Below are 19,375 nucleotides of genomic sequence, written 5' to 3' on the forward strand. Positions count from 1 at the left end.
CCTGCCGGGCGCCGCGGGTGCACTCCCGGGTGCCGCCGGTGCCCTGCCGGCCGCCGCGGGCGCTCTGCCCGGTGCCGCGGGTGCACTCCCGGGTGCCGCCGGTGCCCTGCCGGCCGCCGCGGGCGCTGCCGGTGCGTTGCCGGCCGCTGCGGCTGCGGCGCCGGTACTGCCCCCCGTCTAGACCTCACGGGAACCCTTCAACCAGACGGCACCGCAGATTCTTCTGCGGTGCCGTCGATTTTCGTGCCGCCCCGGTTCGTGTCGTCTCATCATTAACATTAGAAACACAAGTAACATCGTCTGGTGTCTCCCACTCGCGGGCCGACGACGTTGCTCACCGCCATCGCGGCGACCGTCGTCATCGTGTCCTGGTTGGCGGACACGACGCGCGACCGCGGCACGGCCGGCCCGCCGCCGGCCCACGGCACCCAACTGGCCGAACAGCCCTTGGTCGGGCTGGGCGGCGGCGTCACGGTTCGCGAGATCGGGCAGAGCACCCCGTTTTCCCTCGTGGCGCTCACCGGCGATCTGGCCGGCACGTCGACCCGGGTGCGAGCGAAGCGTCCCGACGGTTCGTGGGGGCCCTGGTACCAGACCGAGTACGAAACCGCGGCGCCCGACGGCGCGACGCCGGCCGGGTCGCTCGAGGGGCCGCGCGGGACCGACCCGGTGTTCGTCGGCACCACCACGACCGTCCAGATCGCGGTCACCCGTCCCATCGATGCGCCGGTGACCCAACCGCCGCCCGCGCCGCCCAACGAGACCGGCCTCGGCTACAAGCCGGCGTCCCGGGAACAACCGTTCGGGCAGAACATCTCGGCCGTCCTCATCTCCCCGCCGCAGGCGCCGGCGGAGACGCAGTGGACGCCGCCGTCGGGGGTCTTGATGCCCGGCCAGGCCCCGGCCATCATCAGCCGGGCGCAGTGGGGCGCCGACGAGTCGCTGCGTTGCGGTAGTCCGCAGTACGACAACGGGATTCGCGCCGGGGTGGTGCACCACACCGCGGGCAGCAACGACTACTCCCCGCTGGAATCGGCCGGGATCGTCAAGGCCATCTACACCTATCACAGCAAGACCCTGGGGTGGTGCGACATCGCCTACAACGCCCTGGTGGACAAGTACGGCCAGGTGTTCGAGGGCAGCGCCGGGGGGCTCACCAAAGCGGTCGAGGCCTTTCACACCGGCGGGTTCAACCGCAACACCTGGGGTGTGGCGATGATCGGCAACTTCGACGATGTACCGCCGACACCGATCCAGCTGCGCACCCTCGGCCGGCTGCTGGGCTGGCGGCTGGGCTTAGACGGCGTCGACCCCAAGGGCACGGTGGCGTTGGAGTCGGCGGGTAGCCACTACACCACCTACCCGGCCGGTTCCGTCGCGACGCTGCCCACGATCTTCACCCACCGCGACGTCGGCAACACCGACTGCCCGGGCAACGCCGCCTACGCGCTCATGGACGAAATACGCGATATCGCTTCGCATTTCAACGATCCGCCGGAGGAATTGATCAAGGCCCTGCAGGGCGGCGCGATTTACGACCACTGGCAGGCGATGGGCGGCATGAACAGCGTGCTGGGCGCGCCGACCTCCCCGGAGGACAGCGCGGAGGGTGACGCCCGGTATGTCACGTTCGCCAGGGGCGCAATGTATTGGTCGCCCGAAACCGGCGCCCAGCCGATCACCGGCGCGATCTACGACGCCTGGGCGTCGCTGAGCTACGAACGCGGTCCGCTCGGCTTGCCCACGAGCGCCGAAATCCAAGAGCCGCTACGGATTACGCAGAACTTTCAGCACGGAACGCTGAACTACGATCGGCTGACCAGCAACGTCACCGAGGTCGCGGAAGGAATCACGACGCCGCTGTCGATGGAATCCCCGAGCGGGCCGACCGTGGCGCCCGAACACTTCTCGCTGCCGGCGCACCCATCCGCCACTTAGCCGAAAAGCCTGCTCAGAGCCACCAGCGTTCCAGCACGCGTCCCACCCCGTCGTCATTGTTGCCGGTGGTGACCTCGTCGGCCGCGCCCAGCACGTCGGGATGGGCGTTGCCCATCGCCACGCCATGACCGGCCCACCGCAGCATCGGTAGGTCGTTGGGCATGTCGCCGAACGCCACCACCTCTTCGCTGGCGATCTGCAGGGGCCTGGCGATCTCGTCCACACCGGTGGCCTTGCTGGTGCCCAGCGGCACGATTTCCACCAGGCCGTTGTTGGTGGAGTAGGTGATATCGCCCTCGATGCCCACATGCTTGGCCAGTTCGGCGGCCATATCGGCGCTGCGGGCGCCGTTTCGGCGGATGAGCAGCTTGATCGCCGGCGCGCTCAGCAGGTCCTCGATCGAGACCTCGGTGTTGTCCGGGTTCAGCCAGGCATGCTCATAGCCGGGCGAGCTGATGAACTGCGGGGTCGCCGTGTCGTGGGCGCGTTCGCCGATTCGCTCGACGGCCAGGCCGACGCCCGGGATGACGCGCGTCGCGAGCTCCGCCAGCTCGGCCAGGGTGTCCACGGGCAGCGTGCGCGCCGACAGCACCCGGTCGGCCGCGGGGTCGTAGATGACGGCACCGTTGGCGCACACCGCGATCGGCGCGAAGCCGAGCGCGTCGACGACGGGGCGGATCCAGCGTGGCGGCCGGCCGGTCGCCACGACGAACGTCACGCCGGCGGCGACGGCGGCACGCACGGCGTCGCGGGTGCGCGGAGTGATGGTTTCGTTGTCGTCGAACAGGGTGCCGTCGACGTCGCAGGCGATGAGCGCCGGCAAAGTCATCTGACGGTTCCGCGTTCGCAGGTCGCCGGTCTGATCAATGCACTCCGCTCTGGTCCTGCCCCGGTCGGGTCACGCCGTCGGTGCCGTATTTCTGCACCCGCGCCTGCAACTCCGACAGGCGGATCGCCCGGGAATCATCCTGGGTGGGTGCGGCGCCGCCGAGCCGCCGCGGCACCCAGAACTCGCCCTCGGGGTGTGGGTACTCCTCCTGCACCCGGTACAACAGCACGTTCATCGCCTCGCGCAGCGCCGCGTTGAGCTGCTCGGGTGTGCCGTGCGGCGGCAGCGGGGGCCCGGCCGCGACGGTGATCGGAACCTTGTTGCGCCACACCTTTTTCGGATGATCCTTGGGCCAGATCCGATGGGCACCCCAGACGATGACCGGAACGACCGGGACCTGGGAGTCCAACGCCATCCGGGCCGCACCTCTCTTGAATTCCCGAAGCTCGAAACTACGGCTGATCGTGGCTTCGGGGTGCATCCCGATGAGCTCGCCCTGCCGCAGGCGCCGGGTGGCCAGCTCGAGCGCGTCGTGCCCGTTAGTGCGGTCCACCGGGATCAGCCTGGCATGGTTGATGACGTAGTTGACCGCCTTAACGTCGGCCATTTCCGCCTTGATCATGAAGTAGGCGCGCCGGCGCCGTTCACGCACGGCAAGCAGCGTCGGCAGCCAGTCAAGGTAGCTGGTGTGGTTCTGGGCCAGCAGGGCACCGCCCCGGTCGGGAATGTTGTCCAGGCCGCGATAGGTGAACGTCGTCCCCTGCATCGCGACCATCGGCGGGACGATCCACTCGCACAGCCGGTAAAACCCCTCGGGCATGTCGCCTCCTTCGCCTACCGCGACGGCCATCCACTGCGGCCGGCAGCCCGCGCCGCGGCCTCGTCTGCCTCCATCCGGGCAGCCTCCGCCATGGTCGGTGCACCTCCGCCCAGCCGGCGCGGTGTCCAGTACGCCCCGGGTTCGTGCGGATAATGCTGCTGTACATGGTGTAGCAGGTTGGTCATCGATTCGCGCAGGGCGGCGTCGGTCCGCGCGATGTCCCGGGCCGCCCGCACCGGCGCACCCACCTGCACGTGAATCGGCACTTTGGCCCGGCCCAGTGTATGCGGGTGGTCTTTGGTCCAGATCCGGTGCGCACCCCAGACGATCACCGGAACGATCGGGACGTCCGCGTCGATCGCCATGCGGGCGGCACCCGTCTTGAACTCCTTGAGCTCGAAGCTGCGGCTGATCGTGGCCTCCGGGTACACCCCGACCAGCTCGCCCTCGCGGAGCCGCTGCACGGCCACCGCGTACGCGCCGGCCCCCGCACCGCGGTCCACCGGAATCGTTCTGGTGTGCTTGATCAGGAAGTTGACGATCTTCACCTGCTGCATCTCGGCCTTGATCATGAACCTGAGCCGGCGGCGCCGCCGGTAAACTGCCAGCGCGGCGGGCAGAAAGTCGACATAGCTGGTGTGGTTGATCGCGATCACGGCGCCACCGGAGTCGGGGATGTTCTCCTCGCCGCCGTAGGAGATCCGGGTGTCGGTGGCCTGAACCGCCAGCCGCGCCAGGATCTCGAGCGTGCGAAAGACCGGCTCCGCCATCGATCGCTACTCCGGCGCTCCCGCGGATCCGGCCCGGCGCGCGGCGCGAGCGGCCGCCTCCTCGGCGTCCATCCGGGCGGCTTCGGCCAGCGACGGGGCACTGCCGCCCAACCGGCGCGGCACCCAGAACTCACCCGCCGGGTGCGGCCCATACATTTCCTGGGCCCGCTCCAGCAGGTGTTGCATCCGTGAGTGCAGCAGCCCCTTCAATTCCTCGACGCCCAGTGTCGGTTCGATCGGTTCGCCGACGACGACCATGATGGGCACCTTGGGGCGGAACAGCTTCTTGGGGTGCCCCTTGGTCCAGACGCGCTGCGCGCCCCAGACGATCACCGGAACGATGGGCACCCCGGCTTCGACGGCCATCCGCGCCGCACCCGACTTGAATTCCTTGATCTCGAAGCTGCGGCTGATCGTGGCTTCCGGGTAGACGCCGACCAGCTCGCCGTCCTTGAGGTTTCTGACCGCTTCCTCGTAGGAGGCGCCCCCGTTCTGCCGGTTCACGGAGATGTGCCGCAGGCTGCGCATGATCGGCCCGGTGATCTTGTGGTCGAACACCTCCTGCTTGGCCATGAAGCGGACCTTGCGGCCCAGACCCTGCTGGTAGGCGGGCAGACCCGCGAACGTGAAGTCGAGGTAGCCGGTGTGATTGATGGCGATGACCGCACCCCCGCTTTTGGGCAGGTTTTCGGCGCCCATGACCGTGATCTTGAGACCCTGTATGCGCCATATCAAGCGGGCAAGTTGAATGACAGTCCCGTATACCGGTTCCACAGCTGATCAGCCTAGTGCTCCCGGCTGTGAGTCAGCCGAAGTGCCGAAAAAGAAGATGCCGCCCCACGCTAAGCTCGGAGGCTGAAAAAGCCGTTACCCGGCCGCGGGCCGCGCAGGTCCTTTGAGCGGCCCCAGGAAGGTGTTTGTGCAGGTCACAAGCGTAGGTCACGCCGGATTTCTGATTGAGACGACCGCGGGCAGCATTCTTTGCGACCCCTGGGTCAATCCCGCATACTTCGCGTCCTGGTTTCCGTTCCCCGACAACAGCGGCCTGGACTGGGACCGGCTGGGGAACTGCGACTACCTCTACGTGTCGCACCTGCACAAGGATCACTTCGACGCCAAGAATCTGGCCGAGCACGTCAACAAAGACGCGGTGGTGCTGCTGCCCGACTTCCCGGTGCCGGACCTGCGAAACGCGTTGCAGGAATTGGGTTTCTACCGGTTCTTCGAGACCAGCAACTCGGTCAAGCACCGGGTCAGCGGCCCGAAGGGCGACCTCGAGGTCATGATCATCGCCCTGCGGGCGCCGGCCGACGGCCCGCTCGGCGACTCGGCGCTGGTGGTTTCCGATGGCGAGACGACGGCGTTCAACATGAACGACGCCCGGCCGGTCGATCTCGACGTACTGAGCTCGGCTTTCGGACACATCGACGTGCATATGTTGCAGTACTCCGGCGCGATCTGGTACCCGATGGTGTACGACATGCCGGCCCGCGCCAAGGAGTCGTTCGGTGTCCAGAAGCGGCAGCGGCAGATGGACCGCGCCCGCCAGTACATCGCCCAGGTGGGCGCGACGTGGGTCATCCCGTCGGCCGGGCCGCCGTGTTTTCTGGACCCGGATTTGCGTCATCTCAACGACGACCACGGCGATGCGGCCAACATCTTTCCGGACCAGATGGTGTTCCTCGACCAGATGCGCACCCACGGCAGCGACGGCGGCCTGCTGATGATCCCCGGCTCGACGGCGGACTTCACCGGCACCACCCTGAATGCGCTGCGTCATCCGCTCCCCGACGATCAGGTCGAGGCGATCTTCACCACCGGGAAGCGGGCCTACATCGCCGACTACGCCGAGCGGATGGCGCCGGTCGTGGCCGCCGAGCGCGCAAGCTGGGCGCCCGCCACCGGGGAACCACTGTTGGAGCCGCTGCGTGCGTTGTTCGAACCGATCATGTCCCAGAGCGACGAGATCTGCGACGGCATCGGCTATCCCGTCGAACTGGTGATCGGCCCGGAGACCGTCGTGCTCGACTTCCCGAAACGCGCCGTGCGTGAACGGATTCCCGATGAGAAGGTGCGCTACGGTTTCGCCATCGCGCCGGAGTTGGTCCGCACCGTACTGCGGGATCGGGAACCGGACTGGGTAAACACCATCTTTCTGTCCACCCGATTCAGGGCGTGGCGCGTCGGCGGCTACAACGAATACCTGTACACCTTCTTCAAGTGCCTCACCGACGAACGGATCGCCTACGCCGACGGCTGGTTCGCCGAGACGCACGACGATACGTCATCGGTCACGCTGGACGGCTGGGAAATTCAGCGCCGCTGCCCCCACCTGAAGGCCGACCTGTCGAAATTCGGCGTGGTGGAGGGCGATACGTTGACCTGCAACCTGCATGGCTGGCAGTGGCGATTGGACGACGGGCGGTGCCTGACCGCGCGGGGTCACCAACTGCGAAGTTCGCGAGCATGAACGAAAGCCCGGGCCGGTCTTACGACGACGGGTTGGTTCAGCTGGACCGCGCGGCGATTACGCTGCGCCGCTACCACTTTCCTTCCGGAACGTCGAAAGTGATTGCACTGGAGTCGATTCGAGGATACAAGGCCGAAGGACTGGGCCTGCTCACGCATCGGTTCCGGATCTGGGGCAGCTCGGACTTGCGTCGCTGGCTGCCGCTGGACGTGAGCCGGCCGTTCAAGTCGACCTTGGTCACGCTGGACGTGCCCGGCATCCGGCCCAGCCCCGCCTTCACGCCGGCGCGACCGGAAGAGTTCAGCGCGCTCCTGGATGAGCTGCTAGGTCAGCGCGGTTAGCGTCGCGCGCGAGCGCGCAAAAGTCCGGCTGCGCCTGCCGTCCGCGCTGTCGCCAAGCCGAGCCCGCCAGTGCGCCCGCAGCTGCCCCGCGACCGGGCGTGTTGACGCTATTTCACGAAATCCCTTGGTGGACAACACTAATAGCCCGCGTCGAACCGACAGATCCAGCTGCCGCCCAGGATTTCTCCAGCCGCAAGTGGTGCTACGGGAATCCTCAACATAACCACTTCACGTAGCGACCGCGCTGCGAAACTCCGTGGGGGCATTGCGCGTGAATTACGGCCGCCTGAACGGCAGGAGCCCAACTCCGGGCCTGCTCAGACCGCCGGCTTGGCTGGGCGAGTTTCAGTCCGGAGCGCGGCGCGGTCCGGTACGGTTGCCCAGCATGTGGATCACCGTGCTGGTACTGGCCGGCGCGGTGATCTTCGAACCGATACGCGTCGGGCTGGTGATACTGCTGCTCAGCCGGCGGCGCCCGCTCTTGCAACTGCTCACGTTTCTGTGCGGTGGCTTCGCGATGGGGGTCGGCGCGGGTCTGATCGTGCTCTTCGTCCTCAGGGCCGCGCCGGTGGTCGGCCACTTCAGCGTGGCGGAGGTCCAGATCGCATCCGGGCTCGTCGCTTTGCTCGTAGCCGTCGCGCTGGCAACCAATGTCGTGCGGCGCAGGATTGCCCGCACCGCGCCGGTGGACGCGACAATCCGCGGCGGTGGCGGCGTTGCCCTGCTTGAAGGGACCGCGCCGAACGGCCGGCAGCAGGTGGCCGAACGAGCACGCGCCTTCTTACGGGGCGACTCACTAAGTGTCGCAGCGGTTAGCGGGATGGGGGCTTCGTTGCCGTCCGCGAACTACATGGGCTCGATGGCCGCCATCCTCGCCTCGCACGCCGCACCGGTCGCGCAAGTGCAGGCGTTGGTCGCCTTCAACCTGGTGGCGTTCACCGTGGCCGAGATCCCACTGATCGGGTACCTGGCGGCGCCGCAGCGCACGCGCGCCTTCATGGCCGCGCTGCAACACTGGCTGCGATCCCGCGGCCACCGCGACATCGCCGTATTGGTGGCGGCCGGGGGTTGCTTCATGCTCGTCCTCGGGCTGATCAACCTCGGTGCGAGGTAGGTAACCCAGCCGCGCCGCGGCGGGCCGCTCGGTTCGACGTGCCGGCCGCTCGAATCGCTAGGTGGCGCGCTCGGCGAGCGCCTGCCGGGCCGCGTTGTACCCGGGGATGAACGTGATGCCGGGTCCGCCGTGGCAGCCCGCGCTGCCCAGGTACAGCCCCTCGACCGGGATCGGCTGACCCCGAAACCCTTTCGGGCCGGGCCGGTTCGGCCCGATCTGGTTCGGGTTGAGCAGGCCGTGGCAGTAGTCGCCGCCGGGGGCGCCGAACATCACGCCCATGTGCTTGGGCGTGAAGGTGGTGTGCCGGATGATGCTGCGTTCGAAGTTGGGCGCCAACCGGGTGATCTTGTCGATCACCCGCTGACCCATCTCGACCTTCGCCGCGCCATAGTCGGCGCCACCCTCGATCGGGAACCACAACGCGAACGCCGACGCGGCGTGTTTGCCCGCGGGTGCCAGGTCCGGGTCGTTCTGCGTGGGTATCTGCAACACCACCGTCGGGTCGGCCGGGACGATGCCGCGCCGGCAATCCTCCCACTGCTGCTGCACTTCCTCCGGCGTGCAGAACAGGCCTATCGACGCCTGCATGGCCGGGTCGTTGAGCGCCTCGTAGGGCGCGGCGAATTCCGGCGCCTCGTCGAGCGCGAAGTGCATCTGCAGGTAACTGCCGCGGTGATCGGTGCGGGCATATCGCTCCCGGATATCGCCCGGCAGCAGGGCCGGGTCGATCAAGTCGTTGAGGGTGGTGTCGGGCGCGATGCCGGAGACGACGATCGGGGCCGTCAACGTCTCGCCGCCCTCGGTGCGCACCCCACTCACCCGCCCGTCCTCGACGAGGATCTCGGTCACCTTCGTCCGCAGCCGGACCTCGCCGCCGTGGCTCTGAAGCAGTTCGCTCAGGTGGGCGGTGAGCGCCCCGATGCCGCCGCGCAGCTTCTTCATCTGCATGGTGTCGCCGTCGGGGACACCCAACCCGAACGCCAGCGCGGCCGCGCTGCCCGGGGTGGCGGGCCCGCGATAGAGGGTGTTGACGGCCAGCACGGTCATCGAGCCGCGCAGCGCACCGTGCTTCTCGCGGTCCGGAAGGTAGCGGTCCAGCACGTCGGTGACCGAACCGAACAGCATGTCGTCGATCGCTGACCGTTCGAATTCGTTTGTCGCGCAGGCATACATCTCGTCGTAGGTCTTGGGCTCCGTTCCGGCTTCGAAGCGGCCCAGCGCCCGGGTGGGTGCCTGGCTCCAGGCCATCAGTCCCGCCATCCCGTTGACGGCGTCCGCCCCGTGCACCTCGTTGAGGTGGGTGAACAACTTGATGGGGTCGCTGTACTGGATCAACGGATCGTCACCGACGCCGCGCACCGCAACCGACATCACATCCAGGTCGATCGTCGGCAGGGTGTCCAGGCCGAGCTCGTCGACCACCACCTTCGAGGTGGGAAATTGCACCGAGCCCGCGATCTCGAACCGGTAACCGTCGAAAAGCTCCACCGTGGAAGCCATTCCGCCGGCGTACAGCTTGGAATCCAGGCACACCGTCCGCAGTCCGGCCTTCTGCAGCAGCACCGCCGCGGCCAGACCGTTGTGCCCGGCACCGATAACTATCGCGTCATATTCAGTCATGTCCTGCCCTCCAGCAATGGAGGCTGGCACGGTCGCAAAGTTTTGTCAATTATGACGAAACTTTTATCGCGCCTCGGTGACCCAGGCGTCGGCAATGCCGGCCCTCAGCGATTCCAGCGCCGCGTGGCACATCCGCGCCAGCTCGCCCAGCGACCGGTCTTCGCCCAGCATCCAGAACTCCATCGCGCCGAAAACTCCCGCCGCGATGCAACGCGCGATCACCGCCGCGCGCAACCGCCCATCCAGTGTCCCGTTCGCCGTGCAGCTACGCCGGTACAGCTGCGCCTGAATGACGCCGGCGAAGTCGGCCTCGACTTCCTGCATATGCCGAACGATGCGGCCGGGATCGAGTTCCCCACCCCGCAGCGCGGCTATTTTGGTCACGGCCTCAACGTCATACGGGAACGAGAAGATGGCCGATTGCACCGAGTCGATGATCGGCTCATCGGCGGGCCGGGCATCCAGTGCGGCACAAAACCAGTTCAGTCCGGTGTAGTCGGCAAACAACAGATCGTGCTTGGACTTGAAATGGCGATAGAAGGTCCGCAGCGAGACCCCGGCGTCCGCCGCGATCTGCTCGGCCGAGGTCTCCTCGACACCCTGCGCCAGGAATCGCACCAGGGCGGCCTGGATCAACGCCTCCCGGGTGCGCTCGCTGCGCACCGTCTGCGCCGGCCTGACCATGCAAGTACGGTACCTCAGCCATCTTTTGTCAGTATTGACAAAACTTCGGCTCTGGGGTGAGACTGCCGCCATGGTCTCGCTTCTTGTGCATGCAGTTCTCGGGCTCAGTGTCATCGGCTGGATCGTCGCCTCAAACTCGAAGGTCTTCGCCCGGCCGGCCGGTGGGCCGTTGTTCTCCCCGCTGGAATGTGTGTATTACGTCGTCGGCATCGTTTCGGTCGCCCTGGGCTGGTATTTCAATGTCACCTTCGTCCAGCAGTACTCACACGGCTCCACCAACCCGCTGTGGGGCGAGCACGGGAGCTGGGCCGAATACATCAAGCTGATGTTCACCAATCCGGCCGCAGACTCCGCCAGTCAGGACTACACGATCGCGAATGTGATTCTGTTGCCGCTGTTTACGATCGTGGACGGCTACCGCCGTGGGTTGCGGCACCCGTGGCTGTACTTCGTGTCCAGCCTGTTCACCAGCTTCGCGTTCGCGTTCGCGTTCTACTTCGCCACCATGGAGCGGCAGCGTCGGCATGAACGAGTTCGCGAGACGGTGGACGCCTAGTTTCCGTCCGCCCAGCGCCGGGCCCACTGGTCGAGGGGATCGAGCGCCTCGCCCAGCGACCGGCCGGCCTCGCTGAGCTCGTAAGACTGGTCGTCGCGCTGGACGACCAGGCCCGCGCCCGACAGTTCGCCGAGACGGTCATACAAGACGCTGGGAGACATCCCGTCGCAGCGCTCCCGCAACGACCTCGCCCCCAGCGGACCGTCGCGAAGCTCCCACAGGATCCGCAGCGACCAGCGCCGCCCGAGGAGATCGAGGGCCGCCATGAGCGGCCGCCCGGTCGTCGACCCCCGCACGGGGCGCCCCGGTCGAGCCACCGATTGACGTTTCGGATTCCGTAACGTAGCTTTCTTGTCCATGGTTACGGAAATAGTAACGCCTCGCATCGACGCCCTCGACCCGCCGTACGAGGCCGCGGTGGCGGCCCTACTGCAGAAGATGATGCCGCCGGACGTGCCGCCCATCGCCCTGTTTCGCGTCGTGGTGCGCAACATGCCGATGGCCGAGGCCATGACGCTCTGGGGCGGTTACGAGCTGAGCCGCGCGTTGTCGCTTTCCCTTCGCGACCGCGAGATCGTGATCGACCGCACCTGCGCTCGCTGCGGCTGCGAGTACGAATGGGGCGTGCACGTCGCGTTTTTCGCGGACAAGGCCTGTCTCGATCGCGCGCAGGTCCACTCCTTGACCCACGGCGGCGCCGACGATCCGTGCTGGACGGCCGAGCGTGATCGCCTACTCGTCCGCGCCGTGGATTCGCTCTACGACCGTCGAGACATCGACGATGCCCTCTGGACGGCGCTGCGCGCCGAATTCGACGAAAGCCAGATCCTCGACCTCACGATGCTGTGCGGCTGGTATCACGCGATCAGCTTCACCGCGCGTGCCGCCCGGGTCCCGCTCGAGGCGGGCAGCCCCACCTTCAGGTCGGTTTGACGGCGCGCCACCGTTGCCGCCCACCTAAGGGGTGGATCTGGACATCGGCGAATCCCGCGTTGCGCAACCGCGCACCCAGATCATCGGGCGCGATCGGGTTGTAGGTGTCGGCGATGTGCAGCAGCCGGAAGGACAGCGACGGGACACCGTCGCTGCCGGCGAACACCCCGCCCGGCCGCAGCACCCGGAACGCCTCGGCGAAGAGCCGGTCCTGCAATTCGGCGCTGGGCACGTGGTGCAGCATGGTGAAGCACACCACCGAGGTGAAGTGATCGGCGGGCAGCCCGGTGTCGGCTCCGTCGCCGTGGATGATGCGGGCCCGGTCGCCGTAGCGGCGCTCAAGGCGGTCGGCCATCGCGGCGTCGACCTCGACGGCGGTGAGCGAATCGGCCCTGTCCAGCAGGGCGCGCGTCGTCGCCCCGTAGCCCGGGCCGATTTCCAAAGTCCGCGAACCCAATTCGACGCCGTCCAACGCCCAGGGCAACAGCTGCCCCGCCACCGCTTTCTCCCAGGCCGCCGAGCTACACCGGCGCCGGTGCAGAAGATTCATTCCCATAACCGCGACGTTAGGCGCACCGGGGGAAGGCGCACTTCCGATATTCTGCCGTGTTATGGCGGAAATCAGCCACCACGGTCCGGCGACATCATCGCTGGCGCTGCCGCCGGGGGCCCGGATCGATCGGCATCGGCATCCCTTGCACCAGGTGGTCTACCCGTCCTCAGGCGCGGTCTCGGTCACCACCCCGGCCGGCACCTGGATCACGCCGGCGAACCGGGCGATCTGGATCCCGGCGGGCTGCTGGCACGAACATAAGTTCCACGGCCCCACGCAGTTTCACGGCGTCGCACTGGATCCCCGTCGCTATCGCCGCGGGCCGGCGGCGCCCGCCGTGCTGGCGGTCAACCCGTTGATGCGGGAACTCATCATCGCGTGTTCGCAGACCGATCGGACCGACAGCGACGAGCACCACCGGATGCTGGCCGTACTGCACGATCAGTTGCGGGCGACCAGCGCCGGCGAGCCGCTGTGGATTCCCACGCCCGTCGACGGCAGGCTGCGCGAAGCGTGCGCGTTGATCGCCGACAACCTGGCCGCGTCGTTGACGCTGCCGCAGATCGGCCAGCGGATCGGCGTCAGCCAACGCACCCTGAGCCGACTGTTCAGCGACGAGCTGGCGATGACCTTTCCGCAATGGCGCACCCAGCTCCGCCTGCAGCGCGCCCTGGTGCTGCTCGCCGAGCGGCACGACGTCACGTCGGTGGCAGCCGAATGTGGTTGGGCCACAACAAGTGCCTTCATCGACACCTACCGGCGAGCCTTCGGTCACACCCCGGGCCGGCTGACGAAGGCGCGCTAGCTAGCTGATCGGCTCGAGCAGCTCCGTGCCGACGAACGGCACGAGCGCGTCGGGCACCCGCACGCTGCCGTCGGGCTGTTGGTGGTTCTCCAGGATCGCCACCAGCCACCGGGTGGTGCCCAGCGTGCCGTTGAGGGTGGCCGCGGTCTGTGGCTTGCCGTTGGCGTCGCGGTAGCGCGTCGCCAGCCGGCGCGCCTGAAAGGTGGTGCAGTTCGACGTCGATGTCAGCTCGCGGTAGGTGCCCTGCGTGGGAACCCATGCCTCACAGTCGAATTTGCGGGCAGCCGACGACCCGAGATCCCCTGCCGCTATGTCGATGATCCGATACGGCACCCCGATCTGGGCCAGCATCTCGCGCTGCCAGCCCAGCAGCCGTTCATGTTCGGCCTCGGCTTCGGCGGGCGTGCAGTAAACGAACCCTTCGACCTTGTCGAACTGATGCACCCGGATGATGCCGCGGGTGTCCTTGCCGTAGCTGCCGGCCTCCCGCCGGAAGCACGACGACCAGCCCGCGTAGCGCAGCGGCCCGCCGGACAGGTCCAGGATCTCGTCGGCGTGGTAGCCGGCCAGCGGCACCTCGGAGGTGCCGACGAGGTAGAGGTCGTCGGCCTCGACGCGGTAGATCTCGTCGGCGTGGGCGCCCAGGAACCCGGTGCCGGCCATCACCTCGGGGCGTACGAGCACCGGCGGGATCATCGGGATGAAGCCGTTGTCGACGGCCAGCCGCAGCGCAAGCTGCAGCAGCCCGAGCTGCAACAGGGCGCCCCGACCGGTCAGGAAGTAGAAGCGCGACCCGGACACCTTGGCGCCGCGTTGCATGTCGATCAGCCCCAGCGACTCGCCGAGCTCCAGGTGGTCCTTCGGGTCTTGCAACGGAGCGGGCTCGCCCACCACCTCCAGGACGCGGTATTCGTCCTCCCCGCCGGCGGGCACCCCGTCGATGACGACGTTGGAGATCGCCATGTGTGCGGCGGTGAACGCCGCCTCGGCCTCGGCCTGCTCGGTCTCGGCGGCCTTCACCTGCTCGGCCAACTCCTTGGCGCGCGCCAGCTTGGCGGGGCGCTCCTCGGGGGACGCTGCGCCGACGCTCTTGCTGGCCGACTTCTGTTCGGCGCGCAGCGCATCGGCCGACGAGATCGCCGCCCGGCGGGCGGCATCGGCCGCCAGCAAGGCGTCGACCAGCGCCGGATCCTCGCCCCGGTTGAGTTGCGAGCGGCGCACGGCGTCGGGGTCTTCCCGGAGCAGCTTCAGGTCGATCACGGCCCTGACAATACTTTTTCCGCTCCGGCCGGCGGGCAGAGCACCCACTTGCCGTCGTCCCAGGACTCACATCTATAACGTTTGTCACACTCCACAGGTGCTGCTGTCAGAATGGAGCCGATGTCGCCAGCGCCCGAGACGGACCTTCCGGAAGCCCCGGAGTCCGATGCCCATTCCGCCGAGCCGGAACAGCCGCAACCCGGCTTCCGGTGGCCACGCAGTCTGCAGGCGCAGGCGACTCGGCGCGCCCTGTTGCTGACCGCGCTGGGCGGCCTGTTGATCGCCGGGCTGGTCACCGCGCTGCCGGTGGGGGGCACCGGCGCGGGGCGGCTGTCCGGCTATCTCGACGGCAACCCGGTACCAACCACCGGAAGCAAGAGCGACGCCGCCTTCAACAAGGCCTCCAGCGGTGACTGCCTGATCTGGCCGGACGCCACTCCGGAGTCGGCGAAGATCGTCAACTGCGCCGACGACCACAAGTTCGAAGTCGCCGAATCGATCGACATGCGGACGTTCCCGGGCGCCGAGTACGGCCCCAACGCCGCTCCCCCCTCGCCCGCCCGCATTCAGCAGATCACCCAGGAGCAGTGCGAGTCCGCCGTGCGCAACTACCTGGGCCCCAAGTTCGATCCCAACAGCAAGTTCACCGTCAGCCTGCTGTGGCCCGGTGACCGGGCCTGGCGCCAGGCCGGCGAGCGCCGCATGTTGTGCGGGCTCCAGCTGCCCGGCCCCAACAACCAGCAACAGGCCTTCAAGGGCAAGGTCGCCGAGGTTGACCAGTCCAAGGTCTGGCCGGCCGGCACCTGCCTGGGCATCGACTCGACCACCAACCAGCCGGTCGATGCACCGGTCGAGTGCGCGGCGCCGCACGCGATGGAGGTGACCGGCACGGTCAACCTGGCCGAGAAGTTCCCCGGCGCGCTGCCGGCGGAGCCCGACCAGGACGGGTACATCAAGGATCTGTGCACCAAGATGACGGACGCCTACCTGGCGCCGGTCAAGTTGCGCACCACCACCCTGACGCTGATCTACCCCACCGTGCCGCTGGCCAGCTGGACGGCCGGCAGCCGCGAGGTCGCCTGCAGCATCGGCGCTACCTTGGGCAACGGCGGCTGGGCCACCCTGGTCAACAGCGCAAAGGGCCAGCTGCTCATCAACGGGCAGCCGCCGGTGCCGCCGCCCGACATTCCCGAAGAGCGGCTCACCATGCCGCCGATACCGCTCCAGGTGCCGGCTCAGGCCCCGCAGAGCCAGGCCGGCGCGCCCCCGGAGATCCCGCCGAACAATCAGCACCTCCCGGGTCAGCAGCCAGCGGTAGCGCCTCAGGCGCCCGCCTCGGACAACCCGGCTCCCCAGGCGCCGCAGGCCCCACCCCCGGCGGACGCCGGAGCGCCACCGCAGGCTCCGCCACCCGCGGACGGTGGGGCGCCACCGCCGGCCAACCCGGCGCCGGAGGCGCCGCCCGCGCCGCCGCCCGGGGGCTAGCCGCGTGCCCGCGCGGATGGATCCCCAGCGGTTCGACGAACTGGTGTCCGACGCGCTCGACCTGATCCCGCCCCAGCTGGCGGCCGCGATGGACAACGTCGTCGTGCTGGTCGGCGACCGCCATCCCGAGGACGGCGAACTGCTCGGGCTATACGAAGGGGTCGCCCTCACAGAGCGGGACTCCGACTACGCCGGCTCGCTCCCCGACGCCATCACCATCTACCGCGAGGCGCTGCTGGACGTCTGCGATTCCGAGGATGACGTCGTCGAGGAGGTGGCGATCACGGTGATCCACGAGGTCGCCCACCACTTCGGCATCGACGACGACCGGCTGGAAGAACTGGGTTGGGCCTGACGGCCTGTCAGCCGCGCCGGATTCATGGGCGCGGCATCCCGGATTTGTCCGCGGCCGGTGCTATGAACGGGTTATGAGTGCTGACTGCCGCGACTGCCGGGCAGGCTTAGATCACTGTCACGGCACCATCATTCGCCATTCCCTGCGCCGCTCGGAGTGCACGGAGCCGGATTGCTTCAGCCCCGAGCTGTTGCCGCACGCCTTCGTGATCGACTGCGACGCCGTCGGCTGCGAGTGCTTCGAAGCGGTCGCGCTGGCCGTTTGACCGAGCGTCAGCCCATCGGGTCGGTGCTCGAGTGCACCGCGTCCGCGACGGGACTGGCGTCGGACTCGGGGTAGAACGGCGGCGTCAGGGCCCCCCATCGCAAGCAGCTCCACCGCCCGTCGGTGATCGGGGCCAACACCACCGATTCGGCGTTGTCCAGGTGGTTGTCCAGCGCGAAGCCGGCGTCCACACCCGCCAGCACGGCGGCGGCCAGTCGAATCGCCGCACCATGGCTGACGACGACGATGTCGCCCGTCCAGTCGTGGTCGTCGAGGTAGCGCAGGCGCAGGTCGGTGAGCACCGGCACGTAGCGGTCCAACACGTCGTGGCCGGTTTCTCCGCCGGGCAGCGGAACGTCGAGATTCCCGTGATGCCATCGCTGGTAGATCGCGTTGAATTCCGCTACCGCGTCGTCGTCGTTGCGGTTTTCCAGGCCACCGACCTGGACCTCGTGAATTCCGCTCACTTCGACGGCGGCCATCTCGAGCTCGCCGCCGATGACACCGGCCGTCTGCGATGCCCGGATCGCCACCGAGTGCGCCAGCAGCCCGGGCCGTCCCGTACCGCGCGCGAAGGCGCGGGCCTGGTCGCGGCCCAGCGGCGTCAGCTCCGCCCCCGGCGGCCGGGTGTCCAGCCTGCGTTCGACGTTGCCGTACGACTGGCCGTGTCGCAAAAGCACCAGCCGGCCGGTCACAGCTCGATTCCCCCGGCCGCAGTTCCCAATTTTCCTTCGCGTAGCCGCGCCAGCCAGCGGGCCGCCTCGTCGGCCGGCGGCGGCAGCACCCCGGCGGGCGAGCCCGTCGGCCAAGATCCCAGGTATCGCACATCGGCACAACGTCGGTGCAGTGCTTTAAGTGCCTCGGCGACGGCGTCGTCGTCGATGTGGCCCACGCAGTCGGCGAAGAAGACGTAGGTGCCCAGCGCGGTCCGGGTCGGCCGGGACTCGATCCGCGTCAGGTCGATGCCGCGGATCCCGAATTCGGTGAGCGCGCCCAACAACGCACCCGGCGCGTTGTCGATCCGTAGCACCACCGCCGTCCGGTCCGCCCCGCTGCGGGGCGGCGGCGGGCCCGGCAGGCCCACCAGGAGAAAGCGCGTGCAGGCGTTGGGCTCGTCGACCACCCCGTCGGCCAGCGCGGCCAGTCCCCAGCGGGTGGCGGCCAGGGGCGAGGTCACCGCGGCGTCGGCCTGTCCCTCGGCCACCTGCCGCGCCGCGTCGGCGTTGGAATACGCCGGCCGGGGCTCGGCCTCGGGCAGGTTGGCGGCGACCCACCGCCGCACCTGCGCCGCCGCCACTGGAAAGGCCGCCAGGGTGCGCACGGCGTCGGCCGGGCAGCCGGGTTTGACGACGATCGTGAACGCGACATCCAGGGTTGTCTCGGCGAAGACTTGCAGGGGCGACCCGATGGCCAAGCTGTCCAGCGTGGGCGTCACCGACCCGTCGATCGAGTTCTCGATCGGGACGCAGGCGTATTCGGCGCCGCCGTCGCGCACCGCGTCCAGCGCCGCGGCGGTGCTGTCGACGGGCAGTCGCCCGACCTCGTCGGGCCCCTGGCCGGGAACCAGACCGGCGGCCGTGATCTGCAACAGCGCCGCCTCGGTGAACGTCCCTTCCGGACCGAGATAAGCGATGCGGACCACGCCCCAACCCTAGCGGCGACCGGCGGCAAACCGCTCTTGCGGCACCCAGCCATCTAAGTTAACTTAGGCTTACCTAATCTAAGGAGAACGGTGTTACCCCTGACCTGCCCCGCCCCGACGACGGCCGAACGTATCCGCAGCGCGTGTGTCCGAGCCGGTGGCGCGCTCCTGGCATTGGAGTCCGCGCCCGCGCGCCAGGACCCCGCCGTGACGCCCGTGCATCACCTGCTGCCCGACGGGTCCTTCGCGCTGGCGATCCCCGGTGAGCGCGAAGGCCGACCGGACGGCGCCGTCGCCGGGTCGCAGGCGCTCCTGGAGTTGACCGACTACGCACCCCTACCGCTGCGGGAGCCGGTGCGCTCTCTGGTGTGGGTGCGCGGGCGGCTGCACGAATTCCACCCGTCCGAGGTCGCCGAGACGGTCGACCTGATCGCCGCCGAGTGGCCGCACCCCGCGTTGCTTCAGGTCGACACCCCGCGATGCGCGCCGTCCGACGGGCAGGAACCTCGCTACACCCTGGTCCGGCTGGAGGTAGCGTCCGTCGTCGTCACCGACGCCACCGGCGCCGAGCCCGTCAGCGTGGCGGATCTCCTGGCGGCCCGGCCCGACCCGTTCTGCGAGATCGAGTCGAACCTGCTGTGGCATCTGGACACCGCCCACAGCGACGTCGTTGCGCGGCTGGTGTCCCGGTTGCCCGCGCCGTTGCGCCGCGGGCAGGTGCGCCCGCTCGGGCTAGACCGCTACGGCGTGCGGTTCCGCGTCGAAGGCAAGGACCGCGACCACGACGTCCGGCTGCCGTTCCACAAGCCGGTGGACGACATGACCGGGCTGAGCCAGGCCATCCGCGTGCTGATGGGGTGCCCGTTCATCAACGGCCTGCGCGCCCGCCCGTAGCCCAACCCGTCGTGTCGGGCGGCCCCGGCCGCGTACGTTAAC

The 19,375-nt window shown here is 68.4% G+C and carries 22 protein-coding genes and 1 pseudogene; 12 read left to right on the forward strand and 11 right to left on the reverse strand.

The window, feature by feature from the left end:
* Positions 1 to 181: hypothetical protein (locus A5781_RS26405; protein ID WP_231990868.1), on the forward strand; the 181-nt coding region annotated here is incomplete at its 5' end.
* A gap of 119 nt (positions 182 to 300) precedes the next feature.
* On the forward strand, positions 301 to 1,938 hold the full coding sequence (locus tag A5781_RS24440) for an N-acetylmuramoyl-L-alanine amidase (RefSeq protein WP_369817792.1): 1,638 nt from the start codon (positions 301 to 303) through the stop codon (positions 1,936 to 1,938).
* 13 nt (positions 1,939 to 1,951) lie between these two features.
* Here A5781_RS24440 and A5781_RS24445 read toward each other — a convergent pair whose 3' ends face one another.
* From A5781_RS24445 to A5781_RS24460, 4 genes are read right to left on the reverse strand one after another with little or no spacing between them, the layout of a single operon-like run.
* Positions 1,952 to 2,767: a Cof-type HAD-IIB family hydrolase gene (locus A5781_RS24445; protein WP_067213305.1), complete on the reverse strand. Its 816-nt coding sequence runs from the start codon at positions 2,765 to 2,767 to the stop codon at positions 1,952 to 1,954.
* Positions 2,768 to 2,801: 34 nt separating this feature from the next.
* Positions 2,802 to 3,587, reverse strand: a complete 786-nt coding sequence (locus tag A5781_RS24450) for a 1-acyl-sn-glycerol-3-phosphate acyltransferase (RefSeq protein WP_067213446.1) — start codon at positions 3,585 to 3,587, stop codon at positions 2,802 to 2,804.
* Between the two features lie 14 nt (positions 3,588 to 3,601).
* Positions 3,602 to 4,357, reverse strand: coding sequence for a 1-acyl-sn-glycerol-3-phosphate acyltransferase (locus A5781_RS24455; RefSeq protein WP_067213308.1), 756 nt, complete (start codon positions 4,355 to 4,357; stop codon positions 3,602 to 3,604).
* A gap of 6 nt (positions 4,358 to 4,363) precedes the next feature.
* On the reverse strand, positions 4,364 to 5,131 hold the full coding sequence (locus A5781_RS24460; RefSeq protein WP_067213312.1) for a 1-acyl-sn-glycerol-3-phosphate acyltransferase: 768 nt from the start codon (positions 5,129 to 5,131) through the stop codon (positions 4,364 to 4,366).
* Between the two features lie 145 nt (positions 5,132 to 5,276).
* Here A5781_RS24460 and A5781_RS24465 point away from each other — a divergent pair, with 145 nt between their 5' ends.
* The 3 genes from A5781_RS24465 (at position 5,277) to A5781_RS24475 (ending at position 8,282) form a co-directional block, all read left to right on the forward strand.
* The gene (locus tag A5781_RS24465) at positions 5,277 to 6,827 is read left to right on the forward strand and encodes an MBL fold metallo-hydrolase (protein ID WP_067213450.1); all 1,551 of its coding nucleotides are present in this window, start codon (positions 5,277 to 5,279) and stop codon (positions 6,825 to 6,827) included.
* Positions 6,824 to 7,168 (forward strand): hypothetical protein, encoded by a 345-nt coding sequence (locus A5781_RS24470; protein WP_067213315.1) that lies wholly within the window; start codon positions 6,824 to 6,826, stop codon positions 7,166 to 7,168. The genes A5781_RS24465 and A5781_RS24470 overlap by 4 nt, the downstream gene beginning before the upstream one ends.
* Before the next feature lie 385 nt (positions 7,169 to 7,553).
* Positions 7,554 to 8,282: a GAP family protein gene (locus tag A5781_RS24475; protein ID WP_067213318.1), complete on the forward strand. Its 729-nt coding sequence runs from the start codon at positions 7,554 to 7,556 to the stop codon at positions 8,280 to 8,282.
* Positions 8,283 to 8,339: 57 nt separating this feature from the next.
* On the opposite strand, the gene A5781_RS24480 is transcribed toward A5781_RS24475, so the two are convergent.
* Both A5781_RS24480 and A5781_RS24485 read right to left on the reverse strand, forming a co-directional pair.
* Complete coding sequence (locus A5781_RS24480; protein WP_067213321.1) at positions 8,340 to 9,902, reverse strand: NAD(P)/FAD-dependent oxidoreductase; 1,563 nt, start codon at positions 9,900 to 9,902, stop codon at positions 8,340 to 8,342.
* Positions 9,903 to 9,965: 63 nt separating this feature from the next.
* Positions 9,966 to 10,586 carry a TetR/AcrR family transcriptional regulator gene (locus A5781_RS24485; RefSeq protein ID WP_067213325.1) on the reverse strand — a complete coding sequence of 207 codons (621 nt, stop codon included), beginning with the start codon at positions 10,584 to 10,586 and terminating at the stop codon, positions 9,966 to 9,968.
* A gap of 70 nt (positions 10,587 to 10,656) precedes the next feature.
* On the opposite strand from A5781_RS24485, the gene A5781_RS24490 reads away from it, so the two are divergent.
* On the forward strand, positions 10,657 to 11,142 hold the full coding sequence (locus A5781_RS24490) for a DUF2834 domain-containing protein (RefSeq protein WP_067213328.1): 486 nt from the start codon (positions 10,657 to 10,659) through the stop codon (positions 11,140 to 11,142).
* Here A5781_RS24490 and A5781_RS24495 read toward each other — a convergent pair.
* Entirely contained in the window at positions 11,139 to 11,408 is a 270-nt protein-coding gene (locus A5781_RS24495; protein ID WP_231990870.1) for a helix-turn-helix domain-containing protein, read from the reverse strand. The two genes, A5781_RS24490 and A5781_RS24495, sit on opposite strands and share 4 nt — an antisense overlap.
* Positions 11,409 to 11,499: 91 nt before the next feature.
* Here A5781_RS24495 and A5781_RS24500 point away from each other — a divergent pair, with 91 nt between their 5' ends.
* A complete protein-coding gene (locus tag A5781_RS24500; RefSeq protein ID WP_067213333.1) occupies positions 11,500 to 12,075 on the forward strand; it encodes a carboxymuconolactone decarboxylase family protein in 576 nt (191 codons plus the stop codon).
* On the opposite strand, the gene A5781_RS24505 is transcribed toward A5781_RS24500, so the two are convergent.
* Positions 12,062 to 12,631, reverse strand: a complete 570-nt coding sequence (locus tag A5781_RS24505; RefSeq protein WP_067213336.1) for a class I SAM-dependent methyltransferase — start codon at positions 12,629 to 12,631, stop codon at positions 12,062 to 12,064. The two genes, A5781_RS24500 and A5781_RS24505, sit on opposite strands and share 14 nt — an antisense overlap.
* A gap of 55 nt (positions 12,632 to 12,686) precedes the next feature.
* Here A5781_RS24505 and A5781_RS24510 point away from each other — a divergent pair, with 55 nt between their 5' ends.
* Complete coding sequence (locus A5781_RS24510) at positions 12,687 to 13,433, forward strand: helix-turn-helix transcriptional regulator (protein ID WP_067213340.1); 747 nt, start codon at positions 12,687 to 12,689, stop codon at positions 13,431 to 13,433.
* On the opposite strand, the gene serS is transcribed toward A5781_RS24510, so the two are convergent.
* Entirely contained in the window at positions 13,434 to 14,693 is a 1,260-nt protein-coding gene (serS, locus tag A5781_RS24515; protein WP_067213343.1) for a serine--tRNA ligase, read from the reverse strand.
* Between the two features lie 111 nt (positions 14,694 to 14,804).
* On the opposite strand from serS, the gene A5781_RS24520 reads away from it, so the two are divergent.
* From A5781_RS24520 to A5781_RS24530, 3 genes and pseudogenes are all read left to right on the forward strand, one after another.
* Positions 14,805 to 16,178 (forward strand): septum formation family protein, encoded by a 1,374-nt coding sequence (locus A5781_RS24520; RefSeq protein WP_067213347.1) that lies wholly within the window; start codon positions 14,805 to 14,807, stop codon positions 16,176 to 16,178.
* A 4-nt stretch (positions 16,179 to 16,182) separates the two neighbouring features.
* A pseudogene (locus tag A5781_RS24525) lies at positions 16,183 to 16,610 on the forward strand (metallopeptidase family protein).
* The gene (locus A5781_RS24530) at positions 16,607 to 16,798 is read left to right on the forward strand and encodes a hypothetical protein (protein ID WP_066953499.1); all 192 of its coding nucleotides are present in this window, start codon (positions 16,607 to 16,609) and stop codon (positions 16,796 to 16,798) included. Before A5781_RS24525 ends, A5781_RS24530 begins: the two are co-directional and overlap by 4 nt.
* A gap of 7 nt (positions 16,799 to 16,805) precedes the next feature.
* Here A5781_RS24530 and A5781_RS24535 read toward each other — a convergent pair whose 3' ends face one another.
* Together A5781_RS24535 and pheA are read right to left on the reverse strand one after the other, a co-directional pair.
* On the reverse strand, positions 16,806 to 17,492 hold the full coding sequence (locus A5781_RS24535) for a histidine phosphatase family protein (RefSeq protein WP_067213353.1): 687 nt from the start codon (positions 17,490 to 17,492) through the stop codon (positions 16,806 to 16,808).
* Positions 17,489 to 18,439 (reverse strand): prephenate dehydratase, encoded by a 951-nt coding sequence (pheA, locus tag A5781_RS24540; RefSeq protein WP_067213356.1) that lies wholly within the window; start codon positions 18,437 to 18,439, stop codon positions 17,489 to 17,491. The genes A5781_RS24535 and pheA overlap by 4 nt, the downstream gene beginning before the upstream one ends.
* 90 nt (positions 18,440 to 18,529) lie before the next feature.
* Here pheA and A5781_RS24545 point away from each other — a divergent pair, with 90 nt between their 5' ends.
* On the forward strand, positions 18,530 to 19,333 hold the full coding sequence (locus A5781_RS24545) for a DUF2470 domain-containing protein (RefSeq protein ID WP_067213359.1): 804 nt from the start codon (positions 18,530 to 18,532) through the stop codon (positions 19,331 to 19,333).
* Positions 19,334 to 19,375 lie beyond the last annotated feature (42 nt).

Source organism: Mycobacterium sp. 852002-30065_SCH5024008 (assembly GCF_001665645.1).
Classification (GTDB): Bacteria; Actinomycetota; Actinomycetes; order Mycobacteriales; family Mycobacteriaceae; genus Mycobacterium; species Mycobacterium paraffinicum.